This window comes from Burkholderia sp. IMCC1007 (assembly GCF_027257875.1).
Lineage (GTDB): Bacteria > Pseudomonadota > Gammaproteobacteria > Burkholderiales > Burkholderiaceae > Burkholderia.
In genome coordinates, this window is sequence record NZ_JAPVQY010000001.1 from 331868 (window position 1) to 347996 (window position 16129).

Consider the following 16129-nt stretch of genomic DNA (forward strand, 5'->3'; position numbering starts at 1 on the left):
GCGCCCGCCGCGCTGTCTTGTCTCGCTGTCCCGACGGCGCGTTGTCGACTTCGTTCAGTTCGGGCGGCGCTAGCTCTTCCATCCATGCCAGCGTGATTCTGCGACAAGCGCAACGCAATGTTGATGGAACCGCCGTCCGGTCTCAGTCAATGACACGCTGCGGCTCGTGCGATGCAGCAGTCGCACGCCCAACTCTTCTTCCAGCGCGCGGATGCACCGGCTGAGCCTCGACGTCTGCGCGCCGAGGCTGCGGGCTGCTGCCGTGAGGCTGCCATGTTCGATCACTTCCGCGAAGGGCCGGAGATCGTTGAGGTCGGTGATCTGGTTCACGGGTGGTCCTCGCGTCGAGATCGTTCTATGAGAAGCAAAGATACGTTCTAAATGCGGAGATATGCAGACAATCGTTGCGCGCCTAGCATACTCACATCGCGCGGTGCTGGCAGATGTCAATGCGGCGCCGGCCAGCAACGACCCGCGCAGCGGGCGACAGGAAAAGGATTCGGAAATGCTTATCCATCGACGATGGGCGTCACTGGACAGCCGAGATATCGGTTGGTTGCGCGCGAAACACCATTTCGCGGTCAGCGCCGACGGCAATCTCGAACACGGTGCATTGGGCCCGCTGATTGTCTGGAACGATGACGAGATTGCCGTTGGCAGTGGTTTTCCGATGCATGGTCATCGCGACATGGAAATCATCACGTATGTTCGACAAGGGGTTCTCGGCCATCGTGACACTTTGGGATCCGAAGGAACGATCGGCACAGGCGACGTCCAGGTGATGAGCGCTGGCATGGGTATCCGCCATGCCGAATTCAATATGGGCGACATTCCGCTCAAGCTCTATCAGATCTGGCTGGTGCCGCGTGCAGGCGGTGGAACGCCCGGATGGGGAACGAAACGCTTTCCGAAGAGTGACCGGTCCGGCCGCTTCGTCGTACTGGCGAGTGGCTTTCCCGACGACGAGGGCGCACTGGCGATTCGTGCGGATGCCCGCGTGCTCGGCGCGACGCTGAAGCAGGGCGAGAAGATCGAGCAGCAGTTGAGCTTGACTCGCCATGCATATCTCGTTGTCGCGTCGGGAAGCGTGGTAGTGAACGGCGAACGCGTAGGTCAGCTCGACGGCGCGGTGATCGCGGATGTATCGGTTGTCGAAATTTCTGCCCTCGAAAATTCTGAGTTGGTGATGGTGGACGCCGGCTGAGTGCCTTGACTTCTTTGATGATGGCCGGTATGGCGCGACGACGATCGCGGGCGGGCAGGGGCAGCGGCAGCCGACCGGGATCGAGCTCGCCGGCGCGCGTCATCAGGGCGAGCTGATTGCCCGAACCGCCAACAAGTTGTTCGGCTGAGCGTCGGGACCACTAATCGTCTGGCAGGCGTGCAAGCAACGGGCGGGAAAACATTGTCCCGACCGTCGCCAAGAACCGTTGCTGTCATGACTTTGCGATTTGAATGAGCTGACGATGAAGAATCTTTCTACCGCATACGCTTCGACGGATTTTGTGGTGACGCATGCTCTCGACCCATCTGATGCGATCGTCATTGCAAAGATGCGAGCCGGCATGCGGGCCGCGAAAGGCATACGAATCGGTGTCGAAGCGCGAGATTCATTTGATTCGATGATGGAGAGCGTGTTGCCGCACGATGGCGCCACGTTTGAATTCGACACGATCGGCGGGGTGCCCGGTTATTGGGTGTATCCGCGGCATTATCGATCCGACGATGCGATCCTCCACCTGCATGCCTGATGGTTCAATTTCGGGTCTGCTGCCGCCTTTCGCCATTTTGTTTCGCAGATTGCAACAAGGGCCGGAGCGAAGGCCTTCATCCCGGACTATCGGCTGGCCCCCGAGCATGCGTTTCCGGCGGCCACCGACGATGTATTGGCGAGCTATCGAGGACTCGTCGAAAGAGGAATTCGCCGGATCGCCGTCACGGGGGATTCGGCCGGGGGCGACCTCGCGCTCGGACTCGCTGCGCGTATCGTCGGCGACGCGACACTAGTCGGCGTAGCTGTGTTGTCGCCCGTCACCGACCTGACGCTGTCTGCGGACACCTACGAGTCGCGTGCGGATGCCGATCCGCTTTTTACGCGCGCGCAGGTGGCCGAGCTAGTCAATGCGTATCTGCGAACGGCTGATCCGAAACATCCGCTGGCGTCGCCGCTCTATGCCCGGTTATCGGGCGTGCCCCCTGTTCGCGTCCATGTTGGAGACGACGAGGTGTTGCTTGACGATTCACGCCGGTTTGTCGAGCGGGCAATTGCTGCGGGTGTCGATGCGAAACTTGATGTCTGGATGGGGATGCCGCACGGGTTTGCCGGCAGCGTTGGGCGATTGCACGCGTCGGCGCAAGCGCTAGACGAAATCGGTGCATTCGTTGCCGAACGACTGCTGCACGGTGCCGATTCGTGATTGCACTGATCTGGATGGCGAGGCGCTGCACCGTTCGGAACAGGTTCGAGCGGGTGATAGGAGCTTGTGAAGAGTTTTCTTTGCGGTGAGCAGACTCTTATGCTCGAACTACCCTGAGCAACGTGATTAGTTTACCTGCCGGTAAAGGTCTTCGATGACCTTCGACGGCGTGCTGCCGATCAAGCGTTCGACGTTCAACATCGGCACCGGCGAGTGGAAGGACACGTCGATCGTCGCCGACGAAGTGCAGATCAAGTTCCATCTCGTCGCCACTAAGTAAGCGGCGAGTTCTCGCGTCACCCAATTGCCGCGCGATGGCGCGGCGCTGTTCCAAGGAGAAAGAGTTGAAAAAGCATCTGATCATCGCCGCGGGCACTCTGGCCGCTTCGCTGTCATTCTCGGCGTTCGCCGCCACCGCGACGTACCAGTTCGATCCGAGCCATACGTACCCGAGCTTCGAGGCTGACCATATCGGCGGCCTGTCGGTCTGGCGCGGCAAGTTCGACAAGTCGAGCGGCACCGTGACGCTCGACCGCGCGGCGAAGACCGGCAGGGTCGACGTGACGACCGACATCGCGTCGATCCACACGGGCAGCGAGAAGCTCGACGAGCACCTGCAGACCGCCGAGTTCTTCGATGCGGCGAAGTTCCCGCAGGCGAACTACAAGGGCACGATCAAGTTCGACGGCGACAAGCCGGTGGCGGTGGTCGGCAACCTGACGATGCACGGCGTCACGAAGCCGTTGACGCTGAAGATCGATGCGCTCAAGTGCATGCCGCATCCGATGCTCAAGCGTGAAGTGTGCGGTGTCGACGCGGTCGGCGAATTCAGCCGCGACGACTTCGGCCTCGACTACGGCAAGCAGTACGGCTTCAATATGAAGACCAAACTGCTCATATCCGCTGAAGCACTCAAGCAATAACCCGGAGGCTGGTCTCATGAAACTGCTACGGGCGATCACATCGCCGAAGACGGAGACTGCTGCACTTGCGTCGTGACGCTGCAGCGCCACAGTAAAATATTGAGTGGAGAGCAATTGTGTCGAACACCCGAAAATTGATCGCCGTTGTCGGTGCAACTGGCCAGCAAGGTGGTGCGGTGGTGCGCGCGCTGCAGGAGAGTGGCCAATTCAAAGTGCGCGCGTTGACCCGTAATCCGGCCAAGCATCCGACGCTCGGTGACGAAGTCGTTCTGGCGGATTTCAATCGTCCGGAAACGCTCGAGGCCGCATTTTCCGGCGCACATGGTGTTTTCCTGGTGACGAACGCGTGGGAAGCAGGCACCGAGGAATTCGACCAGGCGCTTGCCGCCGTCAGCGCGGCGAAGGGCGCTGGCGTGCAGCATTTCATCTGGTCGACGCTTCCGAACGTGGAAACGATCAGCCTCGGCAAGATCAACGTCCCGCATTTCACGAACAAGGCGAAAGTTGAGCGTATCGTGAGCGAAGCCGGCTTTGCCAGCCACACGTTTGTTATCGCGTCATTCTATTATCAAAATCTGATCGGCGTCATGGCCCCTCAGAAGCAATCGGACGACGCCGTGGGTTGGGCACTGCCGCTCGATCCCGCGCGACGAGTCTTCCACATGGGCGACGTCACTGAGCTTGGCCGCATCGTGGCTGGTGCGTTCGCACATCCGAATCTCGTGGGGCACGGTGAGTATTTGCCGCTTGTCGGTGATTTTCTAAGCTTCAACGAAATCATCGAGATTCTGAATCGCCAGGGAAACAAGCTTGTATTCAAGCAAGTTCCGCACGACGTTTTTTCTGGCTGGTTTCCGGGTGCCGAGCGCGTCGCAGCGATGCTCGAGTATTTCGAAGCACACACTTATCTCGGCTCGGATTCGCGCGAGGCGATCTCGCTCGCGAACCAGGTCGCTGGCCGCCAGCCGACGAAATTTGCGGAATGGGCCAAAGCCAACTTCACGATCAGTTGACCACGTGAAAATGTCTCGTTTCGTGCGATTGAACATTGTTGTGATCGCGTCTGTGAAATTTCCATCCACTGCACAAGGAAAATCCAATGACTGATTTCGCAAAACCGAGAGCAATCGGCTTCAACCACGTAGCGCTGGAAGTCGGCGATATCGACGAAGCGCTGGAGTTCTATGGCCGAATCTTCGAATTTGAACTCCGCGGGAAAAGCAAGGCAATGGCGTTTATTGATCTCGGCGATCAATTTATCGCATTGCAGGCAGGACGCAAACAGCCAGTGGATGATGGCCGACATGTCGGCCTCGTCGTCGACGACAAGGCGGCGGCGCACGCCGCCCTGAAGGCAGCGGGAGTCAAGTTGCTCGACGGTCCGTTTCTGGATTTTCTCGACCCGTGGGGAAATCGGATCGAGATCGTTGGCTACGACAATATTCAGTTCACCAAGGCTCCGAACGTTCTGCGCGGTATGGGTCTGTCACATTTGACCAAGAACGAAAGTGCGAAAAGGGAGCTGGCGGAAAAGGGGATGTCGGAGAATTAGCGTTGTTCGCATGACTTGTGGGCGATGCTCAAGAATTATAAAGAGCGTTCATAATGTTTAAATTGACATATTTGAGATGAATAGGATTCCGTATCATACAGTGGACGATGCACCCGCTGCGTCGCGTCCCATTTTGCAAGCCATCGCTCAGTCCTCCCCGACAGGGCGTCCGATGAACCTGCACGCGCAGATGGCGCATACTCCGGCGGTGCTGGCGGCATACGCATCGTTGCGCACCGTGACTGCTGAGCACGGCACTTTCGAGCCCAAGGTGAGTTGGGCGTTGAATCTCGCCACCGCGGCCACAGTCGGCAATGCCTACATGGTCGATATCGCGAGCCGATTTGCGCGCATGAATGGCTGGACCGACGACCAAATCGCCGCATTGCAGGCAGGCACCGCGACGAACGACGCGAAAATTGACGTGCTGACAAGCGTGGTCAGGGAGGCAGCGGCCCATTCTGGAAACGTTACCGATGGGACGTGGAGCGCCGCCCGACAAGCCGGCTGGAGCGACGAGCATCTGGCGGAAGCTTTCGCATTTCTAGGGCTGACAGTGTTCACCGGATATTTCCTCAATTACGCGCAAACCGAGATGGACGCCTGATCGGGCGTTTCGACTCGGCCGGGGTTGAGCGCCGATGATTTGCTTCACTTGGGTTGTCGGCGAAGCGGGTGATGCACTTGGGGGCCCGCGCGCCGTTGTTGCTGGGATTGCTGGTGGCGGCAGTCGGGCTGGGTCCTGTTTGCGCGTAGTATTGACAACGCCGAGCCAGCGGGGGAAACGCCGCGTCATTGGTCCCAGCCGGCGCTTCTCGAGTTGCGTACGCACGGGAATACCCGAATGATCGGGCTTGGATCCTAACCAGCTTGCCGGCGGCATGCGGGTGTAAATGTTCGCTGACGCGGCGTTTCTGCACTACGCCCGATGGTCAGCCTCCGCGTCGAGAAAGAACCGTTCACATTCCCAGTCAGCGGGCGCCGCCGTCGCCGCCGGATTCTCCTAAAAGCGCCACTGTCGCTTTCGAGGGCTCAGCGCAGAGCATGCTTTCGAACGTATCCGTCATACTGGCTACCGCATAAGCTGCCGACCAAAGCCGGCTGCCCTCCTTGTCGTCGCGACTGGCCTCCCACGCGGCGAGCGCGCCATTGCCGTAGATGCTGACGAGCGAGAGGCGATGGTCCACTATCGCCGGCGGGATATGGTGAAGCAGGCGTCGCAGTTGAGTATTGCAGCGCTGGTAACCAAGATTCCACTTGTTATCCAGCGCATCGCGAAGGAACTCCCGGTTGTTGAGTTGCAGATTGGCGATCATGCGTATGTACGTCGCCTGGCCCGTGCGTTCGGCCAGATCGAGCATTGGATTGATCAGCGCATCCAGAACCGAACGCACAGTAATCTCTCCGGTCGCCTCCAGGCTGTCGAGTCTCGCTTGCCGATCCTCGTCAATGAGCCTGGCCCCGTCGACAACCAGCTCGCGGGCCAGCTCGACCTTGTTGCCGAAGTAATAGCGCAACGACGCACTGTTGCGCTGTCCGGCAGCGGAAATGATGTCCTGAACGGACACGCCATCCAATCCGCGTAACGCGAAAAGCCGCTGGGCTTCCTCTTTCAAGCGCGTGCGAGTTTCGGCCCCGTCCGACCGAAGGGTTTTTCCTGATGCGATCATTACTTTACCGTTTCTGGTTAACTAACTACACTTAAATAACTAACTGGAGTGGAGAAAGTAGCATGAAAGTCGTTGTCGTCGGTGGAGGCATTGGTGGGCTCACAACCGCTCTGGCGTTGCTGCGCCACGGAATCGAGCCAATTGTACTGGAGCGGGCGCCCCAGTTGACGGAGGTGGGTGCGGGGGTCCAGATCGCGGCCAACGGTACGATCGTACTACGTGAATTGGGGCTGGAACCCGCGTTGGCGGCGGTTGCTACCGTCCCCGAACGGTTCGATTATCTCGAGCTGTCTACGGGGCGATTGTTGTATGTGGCACCGCTCGGGAAGGAAGCGGAGGCGCGTTACGGCGCGCTGCTCTATAACGTTCACCGGGCCGATCTCGTCGATCTGCTGGCGAAGGCGTTGCCACGCGACGTGATTCGCCTCGGTGCCGAATGCGCTTCCGTTTCCCAGGACGCCGACGGGGCCTATGTCACCCTGCAGAATGGTGAGGTCATTCGCGGCGACGCCGTAATCGGTGCCGACGGCATTCACTCCGCTGTCCGAACGGCGTTGCGCGGACCCGAGGAGAAGCAGTTCGCCAACATCCTGATGTGGCGCTCCCTGATTCCAGCAGACCGGCTCACCGGGCTGAAGCTGCCGGTTGCGGGGAACAACTGGTTCGGCGTCGGCCGCAACATCGTGTCGTATTGGGTCCGTAAGGACCTCTATAGCATTCTTGCATCGGTGCCGGCGACCGAAGTGAGCCGTGAATCGTGGACGCAGTCCGGGGACGTCGCGCAACTGCGGCGCTCGTTCGAAGGCGCCGAGCCGACCGTGCAAAGGATGCTGGAGGCCGTCGACTCTTCGTTCATCACCGGGATGTATCACCGCGATCCGATCGAGCGGTGGAGTGTCGGAAGAATCGCGCTGCTCGGCGACGCAGCCCATGCGATGGTGCCGTATCTTGCGCAAGGCGCCTGCCAGGCGATCGAAGACGCGTGGGTTCTCGCCACTTGCCTTCGTAAGCACGGTTCGACCGGTATCCAGGACGCGTTGCAGGAATACCAGCAACGTCGTCAGCCGCGCACCACGCGTATTCAAGCGGGAGCTCGATTCGTCGTCGATTGGGCGCACGAGCCCGATGAAGCGCGCGTGCGCCAGCGCAACGGACGCTTGAAAGGCCTGTCGCGAATCGATCCGCTCGCCGAGGCGTCGTGGTCGTTCGCGTGGGGGCATGACATCCTCGAAGCGGTCAAATTGCCGGCCGGTGAGGTTGTGGGGCTGAGCGCGGCGCGCGAAGGCAAGCGGATGGCACGTCCCGAAAGCCAGCGCGCATTCGATTTATGGAAAGAGGTATTCACGCCGGACGACATCGCCCGTGGCGACCGCGGTCAACGTGCGGCTTACGAACGGTTCCTGCTGGAGCAGTTTCCGGTGCCCGGCGGCACCGATGCGACGGAAGTCGATCTCCACGGAGTGAGCGCGTTGCGGGTGACGGCCGCCGGGGCAGGACACACGGCAACCGTATTGCACTTCCATGGCGGCGGTTATGTGCTTGGTTCGGCACGAAGCTCCGTCGAATACGCGAATCGTCTATCGCACGTCATGAACGGCCCGTGCTATTCGGTCGACTATCGACTTGCGCCGGAGCATCCGTATCCGGCGGCGTTCGACGACGCGCTAAGCGCGTATCGAGGGTTGCTCGCCACGGGGATAGATCCATCGACGGTGTTTTTGAGCGGCGAATCGTCCGGGGGCGGCTTGGCGTTGGCGTTGGCAGCGGCGTTGCGCCGAGCTGGCATGCCTTTGCCGGGCGGTGTCATTGCAATTTGTCCGCTCACCGATCTGACGCTTGGGGGCCCTACAGTCACCGCCAATTCAGGCAACGACCCGGCAGCGAGTCGCGAGCTGCTCTCCAATCTCGTCGCTTCCTATTTTCAGGGCCACGAGCCAACGGATCCGATGGTGTCGCCGCTGTTCGCGGATCTCGCCGATCTGCCGCCGATATTCGTTTCGGCCGTGCGCGGCGAGGTGTTGGAAAGCGACGCGACGCGCTTTGCGGAGCGCGCGCGGGCGGCAGGTGTCGACGTCACGTTGAAGATGGTGGACGACTCGGTGCACGTCTTCACAATCTTCCCGTTCTTGCCCGAAGCTGCCGATACGCTCGAGGAAATCGGCCAATGGAGTCGCCAATTGCTGCGCAAGTGAGCTATCGGCGGCACGCGTCGCGCGACGCGGTTTCCTGCGCGAACCATTCGGGCGCCGCGGATCGCGCATGCCGTCACGGGCGCCGTGCCCGTGACGGGCGCGCGAGAGCCCGATACACAGCGCAATCTCGCTGCATTTCATGGTCCATTGTTCGGAGCAGACATGACGGAAAAATCATCGCGCCAGCCGGTCGGCATGCCGCGCCATTTATCTGTGCCGGCGACGTCACTGTACGCCAATCTCGATGCATCGGCGAACCGCCATCCCGACCAAGTCGCCATCCTGTACTACGGAAGCTCCATTAGTTATGGGCAGCTGCGAGGTGAAGTGGAAGCATTGGCGGGATTTCTGCAGCAGCACTGTGGGGTAGCTCGAGGCGATCGCGTCGTGCTGTACATGCAGAACAGCCCGCAGTTCATCATCGCGTTCTACGCGATTCTACGTGCGGATGCTGTCGCCGTGCCCATCAATCCGATGAATCGGGCTTCCGAATTGCAACACATCGTCGAAGACAGCGGTGCCCGTGTTGCCTTTGTCGGAGAGGAACTGATGGAATATGTCGGGTCATCGTGCGGCTGCCTGGACCACGTGATCCGCGCACGTTATGCCGACTACCTGCCCGACCGGACCGACCTGCCACTGCCCGACGTGTTGATGCAGGACAGTGCGCGATATCGCACTCCGGCCGTCGGCGATCGCGTTGCTATCGTCGGTTGGGGCGAAGCGCTGGCTTTTGCATGCGCAGCACGTGAGCACACGGCGCAGGCAGACGATAAGGCAGTCATTCCGTATACGTCGGGGACGACAGGACGTCCCAAAGGCTGTATCCATACGCATCGAAGCGTGATGCATTCGACCGTTTCATGCGCGGAATGGCCGAATCTTGCGAACGATAGCGTGATGTTGTGTTCCGTTCCTCTATTCCATGTGACTGGCATGCAGAACTGCATGAACATGCCACTATTTATCGGCGCAACGATGGTGATCATGACGCGGTGGGACGCGAAATGCGCCGCACGCCTGATTGAGCGCCATCGGGTGAGCACATGGGTCACCGTTCCAACGATGATCATCGACTTGCTCAACTTGGCCGATTTCGACAGGTTCGATTTGCGCTCTCTGACCTACCTGAGCGGCGGCGGTGCCGCGATGCCGCAAGCCGTTGCGCAACAGATTCGTGCCCGCCTGGGTATCCCGTATGTCGAAGGCTATGGGCTGACCGAAACCATGGCGGCGACGCACATCAATCCGCCACTGCAGAGCAAGTTGCAGTGCATGGGTGTTCCGGTCTTCGACACGTTTGCACTGATCGTCGATCCGAACACCCTCGCACCATGTGGCGACGGGGAAACGGGTGAAATCATCGTGAGCGGGCCGCAGGTATTCAGCGGCTACTGGAATGCTCCGGATGCCACGCGGGATGCATTCGTATTGCTTGGCGACAGGAAGTATTTTCGTACGGGAGATCTCGGCTACGTCGACAGCGACGGGTACTTTTTCGTCGTTGACCGCCTGAAACGCATGATCAATGCCTCCGGCTACAAGGTTTGGCCGGCTGAGGTCGAGTCCATGCTGTTCGAGCATCCCGCCATCCAGGAGGCGTGCGTCATTGCGACCCGCGATTCGCGTCGTGGCGAGTCCGTCAAGGCTGTCATTGTGCTGCGCAGCGGCGCCCATGCGACGGAGGACGACATCGTGTCTTGGGCGCGTGAGCACATGGCGTCCTATAAGGTCCCGCGCGTGATCCAGTTCGTCGTCAGCTTGCCGCGCACGGAAAGCGGAAAGATTCAGTGGAGACTTCTGCAGGAAGCGGAAGCGTAGCGCCGTAGCGCTTGAACCGTTCTGGTGCTGTCCTTGATTACGGACCTGCACTACGACCGGCAGCGTCAGTCAAATGGCAGAAGAGTCTCCGCTCGACCAAATTGATAAAAATGATTCGCAGTGCAAAGTAATAAAAAATTGGAGAACATGCATGAAGCTGGTTGGAAGATTGCTCCGCGACGCTGTTCTGGAACGAAGAAGAGAGGAGGCTGGAAGATGCCGGCTCCGAGCGAAAAGCACTCACTGCGCGGGCGCGGGCGCGCGGCTGGAATTGCAGGTTTCGCCGTCGGGTAGACGGCGCACGCGTTCGACTGGGGCAATGTTCATGGGCGCGATTTCCGTCGCGGCGCTGTATTCGACTTCGTCGGCTGCCCAATCATCGGTGATGCTCTATGGGCTTGTGGATTCCGGAATCCGATACACGACGAATGCGGACCGGGCTGGCGATTCCCAGGTTCGCCTTGTCAGCGGCGCCAGCGAGAGTCATTTCGGACTCAGGGGCATGGAAGACATCGGCGGCGGAACGAAAGTGCTGTTCCAGATCGAGGATCGCTTTCTTTCGAACTCTGGGGCCATCGATCCCGCTTACCCATTGTTCAACACGGCGATCGTCGGGGTCCAATCGAATACCTTCGGATCGCTCACGATGGGGCGGCAGTTCAATCCGCTGTCCGACGTCGTAATGCGTGCGTTCGTGACCAATCCGTGGCTTCCGACCTTTTACCAGTTCCGGCCGGAAGTCATGATGGCCCAAGGCGTATGGACCAGCAACATGGTCAAGTACGCAGCCCGATGGCAGGATCTGACGATCGAACTGTCATATGCGTTCGGCGGTAACGCTGGCGCGTTCGGTGCAGGGAGCCAGATCGGGGCCTCGATGCTGTATTCGCCCACCGCTCCATTGCGCGTCGGCGTCGCATACCTGGACTCGCGCGATGCCGTAAACAGTTCGGCGCACTTCAAATCGTGGGGTGCCGGCGGTTCGTATACGGTCGGTAGCACGATGCTCATTGCGGGTTGGGCCGTGAATCGGCAGGACGCTGCATTCGTTGGAAATTTCCCGAATGGTCCCTTCAGCGAGGCCGAATTGACCGCGATCAAATTCAACACGTTCAGTGCGAGACAGATGTTCTTCGGTGCGGTAACGCAGCCGGTTGGGGCAGCCGCTCATTTTTCCGCGAACGTATGGCGTACGATCCAGACAGGGAAGAGTCAGTCATCCGATGGAAACGCGACGCAATTCCAGCTGCTCGCGGACTATAACTGGACGAAACGCACGGATACGTATCTCGAGGCCGACTACTCGCTGTACCGAGGCGGCCTGGTCGGCGCGCAGTTCCAGGGAGTGAATGCCGTGAGCTCGGCATTCAGAACGACGCAATTCGGCGTCATGGCTGGCTTGCGGCATATGTTTTGAGGGTTGCCGTACCGTCATCTTCTAACTGCTTCAGCGTGGACATCGTTGCGCAAGCAGCGTGAGGTGACGGGCCGCACGCGCGTGTGCCGATGCCGATATCGAATCAGCGACCGATCGGGATGAACACGGGAGCAAGCGTGGCCGGATATGCCGTGGGCTTATCGGCGCATAATTGCCGCGGCTTCGACGGAGGCGCAGCTCGTCGTCGCGTCGTAGTCACGACGAGCGGCGTGACCTTCAGGGCGGCGGCGCCCGAATATTCCGCGGACCGCAAAGCAACTCCACCCGCCAGGGTGAAGCCACGTATGCTCATCTATCCGCTGGGCCTGCAATATTGTTACCAGGATTCCTGGAGCAGTTCAATGCGAAGTTGATGTCTACGAGGGTGCGCTATCTGCGCTTGCAAGATAGAGGCAAGTCGTCAGCTTCCACTCGCGCAGCAACTCATCGTTAAAGAGATCGTCAACAATGCAGGTGTGGCGCGTCTTTTGGAGATTGAGCGTGAGAAGGTAGCACGCTTTGTATCGACGACATCCTTGATCAGGTGACCGGTGTTTATCCGAAAGTAATGCGCGACGGATTGTTGCATTCAGGCGCCTGGAGTTGCGGCATGGTTGCCGGCTTGATTCACGACGTGCCGACCGTCAAGGCGCTTATCGACGACATCGTCGGCCAGGCGGAGAAATGGATCGGGTCATCACTTCGATCGATGATGGGTGGCGCGAGCGTAGACAATCCGAACCGGAGCTATGGCAAGGATGCTTCGGAATGATGCCGCGATAGCAGTCAACCTATCCACACCTGCACGGCGCGGCGCGTGACGTGTTTGTGGTCACGGCGGACGTCGTCGAGCGCGAACTCGCGCCCGCCACCGGTAGCGTGTATTGCTGACCAACGGCGATGAAACTGCTCAAAAACGGTTTTCTCGGTTGAAGTACGAGGTCCACCGGAGTAGCGTGATGAAGACTTTTTCCGGTGTTTCGTCCGACTTCCATCCGTTCTCGAGATGCGGCCATGGATTATATCGAAAGCATGCGTATTTTCCGCACCGTGGTCGAACTGAAGAGCTTCGCCCGCGCGGCCGATCACCATGGCATTGCGCCGCCGGCGGTGTCGCGGACGATTTCCGCGCTCGAGAAGCGGATGGGGTGCCGGTTGTTGAACCGGACGACGCGCCGCGTGTCGCTCACCGAAGCGGCGGAACGGTTCTACGACAGCTGCGTGCGCATTCTCGACGAGGTCGACACGATCGAAGCGGACGTCGCGACACAGACGCGCGAGGTGCGCGGCGTATTGCGCCTCGTCGCACACACGACCGCGACGGTCTACTGGCTCGTCCCGCTGATCGCCGCGTTCGAACGGGCCCATCCGAAGGTCAAGCTGGATGTCACGCTGACGGAACGGCCGATCGATCTGGTCGGCGAGGGGTACGACCTCGGCATCGTCGTCCCGTTCATGATCGTGAGCGAGACGACCGTCGTGCGGCGACTCGATCGAATGCCGCTCGTTATCGTCACGACGCCCGACTACCTGAAAACCGCATCGATGCCCGTCCATCCGTCGGATCTGGCTGCGCATCGCTTCGTGCCGATCTCGCCGTCGATCCGTCAACCGGAGTTGCGCTTCCGGATCGACGGCGACGATCTCGTCGTCGCGCAGCATTTCAACATTTCGTCGAATAGCCCCGCATTCAACCGCGAAATGGTGTTGCAGGGGTTCGGTCTCGGCGTCATGCCGATGGCGCTGGTGGAAAACGAACTGGCGTCCGGCACGCTGGTCCGGGTGCTGGCCGACTTCCCGCTCGTCGACGACGGCATCGAGATCCAGCTTGCGTACAGCAGCCGGACACTGCTCCCTGCCAAGGTTCGTGCGTTCATCGAGCACGCGGTCGGTTTCTTCGACGTCCCAGGAACTGCATAGGCGACGCCCATGTCGTCGTGGCCGCAGCCACCCGTGCCGAGAGATCGTCCGTGCATTCTTGCGAGAATTGATATCAATCTTGTAACCCACCCGCCATCGTTCTCCGCAGAGTGCGGTACTACGCTGTGTGCATGCACTCAATCAACCTCCTTGACGATGACTGTTTCGCGCTCCGCCAGGCTTCGCGGCATATCTCGAAGCTCTACGAGCACCATCTGTCCGCCGTCGACATCACGCCAACGCAATTCAGCATCCTAGGCACGCTCGCCGTCAACGCAGGGCTGACCATGGCCGAACTCGCGAAAGCGATGGTAATGGACAGAACGACGCTGGTACGGGTGCTCAAGCCGTTGCTGCGGCGCGGGCTGGTGGCGACGCCGGCAGAAGGGAACCGCCAACGTCGGCTCCAGGCTGTGTTGACCGAAGATGGATCGAAGAAGCTCGATGAAGCCGCCGTGCACTGGGCGGCCGCGCAGGCCAGCTTCGAACGCGATTTCGGTTCACAGCAGGCGGCGCGTCTGCGCCGCGAACTGTTTCGAATGACGCACGACACGTCGGACAGTTGGCCACTCCGGCAACTCATTCATGCCAATCCGGATATTGATACACGAAACATGCCTGGCTAATGTGTGCATATGCACTTGTTATCGGTTCAATGACTTGACGACCAGAGGGAAATGAAAATGGAAACGACCTATCACTCGCACCCCCGGCCGCAGTCGGGTATTCGTAAGGAATGGATCGCTGCGGCGCTGGTGTTCAGTCTGGCCGGCTGCGTGAACTACGCCGGCATCCACAGCGACAAGCAGATCGCGGCGCCGGAGAAGTACGAGGCGACCCAGAGCCTGCCGGCCGAGGGCGGCAAGTGGCCCGCGATGAACTGGGCCGGCCAGTTCGGCGATCCGCAGTTGCCGGCGCTGATCGACGAAGCGTTGCGCGGTAATCCGACGATCGACCAGGCGCGCGCGCGGATCGAAAAGGCATCCGCCTACATCGGCACCGCGAAATCGGCGCTCTATCCGAATGCGAACGGCAGCTATACGTGGACGCGCCAGCGGTACACCGAAAACGGCATCGTACCGCCGCCGTACGGCGGCTCATGGCAGAGCGAGAACAGCCTGCTGGCCAGCGTGTCGTGGGATCTCGATCTGTGGGGCAAGAATCGCGAGCGGCTGCACCAGGCGGTGTCGTCGCAGAAGGTGGCGGACGCGGAAGCCGAGGAAGTACGCATCACGCTCGCCGCGTCGGTCGCGAGCACCTACAACCAGCTCGCGCTGCTCTATGCGTTGCGCGACATCCAGGTTCACGAAGTCTCGAACCGCGAGACGATCGCGCACATCACGGAAGGGCGCGTCAACGCGGGGCTCGACAGCAACGTCGAGCGGCAGACCGCCTACGGCGAAACCGCGACGAGCCGCTCGAGCGTCAGCGATCTCGACGGGCAGATCAAGACCGTGCGCTATCAATTGGGCGCGCTGCTCGGCGCAGGCCCCGACCGCGGCCTCGCGATCGCCAACCCGTCGCTGCACGGCGGCGACGTCGTCGCGCTGCCCGACAACCTGCCGGCCGACCTGCTGTCGCGTCGGCCGGACATCGTCGCGGCCTACTGGAAAGTCGATGCGGCCGTCCACGACGTGAAGGAAGCGAAGGCCGAGTTCTATCCCGACGTCAATCTGTCGCTGGCGGCGGGGCTCGACGCGTTCGGCTGGGGGCGCTTCCTGACGGCGGGCAGCCGGCAGTTTCAGGCCACTCCGGCCATTCACCTGCCGATCTTCGACGCCGGCGCACTGCGCTCGCAACTCAAGGGCCGCTACGCGGACTTCGACTACGACGTCGCGACCTACAACCAGACGCTGATCGGCGCGCTGTCCGACGTCGCCACGCAAGTCACGCAGATCCGCTCGACCGATCAGCAACTGGTCGACGCGCGCAAGGCGCTGGATGCGCAAACCACGGCCTATCAACTCGCGGTGGCCCGGTACCGGTCGGGGCTCAGCCCGCAATTGCAGGTGCTGAACGCGGACGACAACCGGCTGGCCGCCGATACGGCCGTCGTCAATCTCGAGATGGGGCGCCGGGGTCAGCAGATCGCGCTGATCAAGGCGCTCGGCGGTGGCTTCGATGCATCGCAGGCGGGTCTGGCCGCGACCGCCGAAACACCGATTCCCGCGCCGTCCCGGCCTGCTGCGACGAACTGATTGCTTGCTTTAGCGGTAC

General features: G+C 60.6%; 15 protein-coding genes and 3 pseudogenes. 16 read left to right on the plus strand and 2 right to left on the minus strand.

Features of this window, described 5'->3' with window-relative positions; genetic code table 11:
* Positions 1-69 precede the first annotated feature (69 nt).
* Positions 70-330 carry a LysR family transcriptional regulator gene (locus O1Q03_RS01670; protein WP_269501307.1) on the minus strand — a complete coding sequence of 87 codons (261 nt, stop codon included), beginning with the start codon at positions 328-330 and terminating at the stop codon, positions 70-72.
* Positions 331-505: 175 nt separating this feature from the next.
* Between O1Q03_RS01670 and O1Q03_RS01675 the strand changes: the two genes are divergently transcribed.
* The 9 genes and pseudogenes from O1Q03_RS01675 (at position 506) to O1Q03_RS01715 (ending at position 5499) form a co-directional block, all read left to right on the plus strand.
* Positions 506-1204 (plus strand): pirin family protein, encoded by a 699-nt coding sequence (locus O1Q03_RS01675; protein WP_269501528.1) that lies wholly within the window; start codon positions 506-508, stop codon positions 1202-1204.
* A 28-nt stretch (positions 1205-1232) separates the two neighbouring features.
* Positions 1233-1352 (plus strand): annotated as a pseudogene (locus O1Q03_RS01680) (NAD(P)H:quinone oxidoreductase); the annotation flags it as partial.
* Between the two features lie 114 nt (positions 1353-1466).
* Entirely contained in the window at positions 1467-1751 is a 285-nt protein-coding gene (locus O1Q03_RS01685; RefSeq protein WP_269501308.1) for a hypothetical protein, read from the plus strand.
* 15 nt (positions 1752-1766) lie between these two features.
* Positions 1767-2417 (plus strand): annotated as a pseudogene (locus O1Q03_RS01690) (alpha/beta hydrolase); the annotation flags it as partial.
* Positions 2418-2565: 148 nt separating this feature from the next.
* A pseudogene (locus tag O1Q03_RS01695) lies at positions 2566-2697 on the plus strand (YceI family protein); the annotation flags it as partial.
* A 64-nt stretch (positions 2698-2761) separates the two neighbouring features.
* Positions 2762-3340: a YceI family protein gene (locus O1Q03_RS01700; RefSeq protein ID WP_269501309.1), complete on the plus strand. Its 579-nt coding sequence runs from the start codon at positions 2762-2764 to the stop codon at positions 3338-3340.
* A 116-nt stretch (positions 3341-3456) separates the two neighbouring features.
* Complete coding sequence (locus O1Q03_RS01705; RefSeq protein ID WP_269501311.1) at positions 3457-4353, plus strand: NmrA/HSCARG family protein; 897 nt, start codon at positions 3457-3459, stop codon at positions 4351-4353.
* 86 nt (positions 4354-4439) lie between these two features.
* Positions 4440-4892 carry a VOC family protein gene (locus tag O1Q03_RS01710; RefSeq protein ID WP_269501313.1) on the plus strand — a complete coding sequence of 151 codons (453 nt, stop codon included), beginning with the start codon at positions 4440-4442 and terminating at the stop codon, positions 4890-4892.
* A 172-nt stretch (positions 4893-5064) separates the two neighbouring features.
* Positions 5065-5499 carry a carboxymuconolactone decarboxylase family protein gene (locus O1Q03_RS01715; protein WP_269501315.1) on the plus strand — a complete coding sequence of 145 codons (435 nt, stop codon included), beginning with the start codon at positions 5065-5067 and terminating at the stop codon, positions 5497-5499.
* A 364-nt stretch (positions 5500-5863) separates the two neighbouring features.
* Here O1Q03_RS01715 and O1Q03_RS01720 read toward each other — a convergent pair whose 3' ends face one another.
* Positions 5864-6562 (minus strand): TetR/AcrR family transcriptional regulator, encoded by a 699-nt coding sequence (locus O1Q03_RS01720; RefSeq protein ID WP_269501317.1) that lies wholly within the window; start codon positions 6560-6562, stop codon positions 5864-5866.
* Positions 6563-6624: 62 nt separating this feature from the next.
* On the opposite strand from O1Q03_RS01720, the gene O1Q03_RS01725 reads away from it, so the two are divergent.
* From O1Q03_RS01725 to O1Q03_RS01755, 7 genes are all read left to right on the plus strand, one after another.
* A complete protein-coding gene (locus tag O1Q03_RS01725; protein WP_269501318.1) occupies positions 6625-8754 on the plus strand; it encodes an alpha/beta hydrolase fold domain-containing protein in 2130 nt (709 codons plus the stop codon).
* Between the two features lie 162 nt (positions 8755-8916).
* The gene (locus tag O1Q03_RS01730) at positions 8917-10575 is read left to right on the plus strand and encodes a long-chain-fatty-acid--CoA ligase (protein ID WP_269501319.1); all 1659 of its coding nucleotides are present in this window, start codon (positions 8917-8919) and stop codon (positions 10573-10575) included.
* Between the two features lie 151 nt (positions 10576-10726).
* The gene (locus O1Q03_RS01735) at positions 10727-11992 is read left to right on the plus strand and encodes a porin (RefSeq protein ID WP_332112492.1); all 1266 of its coding nucleotides are present in this window, start codon (positions 10727-10729) and stop codon (positions 11990-11992) included.
* A gap of 610 nt (positions 11993-12602) precedes the next feature.
* The gene (locus O1Q03_RS01740) at positions 12603-12764 is read left to right on the plus strand and encodes a hypothetical protein (protein ID WP_269501320.1); all 162 of its coding nucleotides are present in this window, start codon (positions 12603-12605) and stop codon (positions 12762-12764) included.
* 242 nt (positions 12765-13006) lie between these two features.
* Complete coding sequence (locus O1Q03_RS01745) at positions 13007-13912, plus strand: LysR family transcriptional regulator (protein WP_269501321.1); 906 nt, start codon at positions 13007-13009, stop codon at positions 13910-13912.
* Positions 13913-14043: 131 nt separating this feature from the next.
* Entirely contained in the window at positions 14044-14538 is a 495-nt protein-coding gene (locus O1Q03_RS01750; protein WP_269501322.1) for a MarR family winged helix-turn-helix transcriptional regulator, read from the plus strand.
* Positions 14539-14595: 57 nt separating this feature from the next.
* Positions 14596-16110, plus strand: coding sequence for an efflux transporter outer membrane subunit (locus O1Q03_RS01755; RefSeq protein WP_269501323.1), 1515 nt, complete (start codon positions 14596-14598; stop codon positions 16108-16110).
* Positions 16111-16129 lie beyond the last annotated feature (19 nt).

Bases quoted from the DNA above. Each gene is read 5' to 3' on its own strand.
- O1Q03_RS01675 (WP_269501528.1), top strand. From the start codon at position 506: ATGCTTATCCATCGACGATGGGCGTCACTGGACAGCCGAGATATCGGT.
- O1Q03_RS01685 (WP_269501308.1), top strand. From the start codon at position 1,467: ATGAAGAATCTTTCTACCGCATACGCTTCGACGGATTTTGTGGTGACG.
- O1Q03_RS01710 (WP_269501313.1), top strand. From the start codon at position 4,440: ATGACTGATTTCGCAAAACCGAGAGCAATCGGCTTCAACCACGTAGCG.
- O1Q03_RS01715 (WP_269501315.1), top strand. From the start codon at position 5,065: ATGAACCTGCACGCGCAGATGGCGCATACTCCGGCGGTGCTGGCGGCA.
- O1Q03_RS01720 (WP_269501317.1), bottom strand. From the start codon at position 6,562: ATGATCGCATCAGGAAAAACCCTTCGGTCGGACGGGGCCGAAACTCGC.
- O1Q03_RS01725 (WP_269501318.1), top strand. From the start codon at position 6,625: ATGAAAGTCGTTGTCGTCGGTGGAGGCATTGGTGGGCTCACAACCGCT.
- O1Q03_RS01730 (WP_269501319.1), top strand. From the start codon at position 8,917: ATGACGGAAAAATCATCGCGCCAGCCGGTCGGCATGCCGCGCCATTTA.
- O1Q03_RS01735 (WP_332112492.1), top strand. From the start codon at position 10,727: ATGAAGCTGGTTGGAAGATTGCTCCGCGACGCTGTTCTGGAACGAAGA.
- O1Q03_RS01740 (WP_269501320.1), top strand. From the start codon at position 12,603: ATGGTTGCCGGCTTGATTCACGACGTGCCGACCGTCAAGGCGCTTATC.
- O1Q03_RS01745 (WP_269501321.1), top strand. From the start codon at position 13,007: ATGGATTATATCGAAAGCATGCGTATTTTCCGCACCGTGGTCGAACTG.
- O1Q03_RS01750 (WP_269501322.1), top strand. From the start codon at position 14,044: ATGCACTCAATCAACCTCCTTGACGATGACTGTTTCGCGCTCCGCCAG.
- O1Q03_RS01755 (WP_269501323.1), top strand. From the start codon at position 14,596: ATGGAAACGACCTATCACTCGCACCCCCGGCCGCAGTCGGGTATTCGT.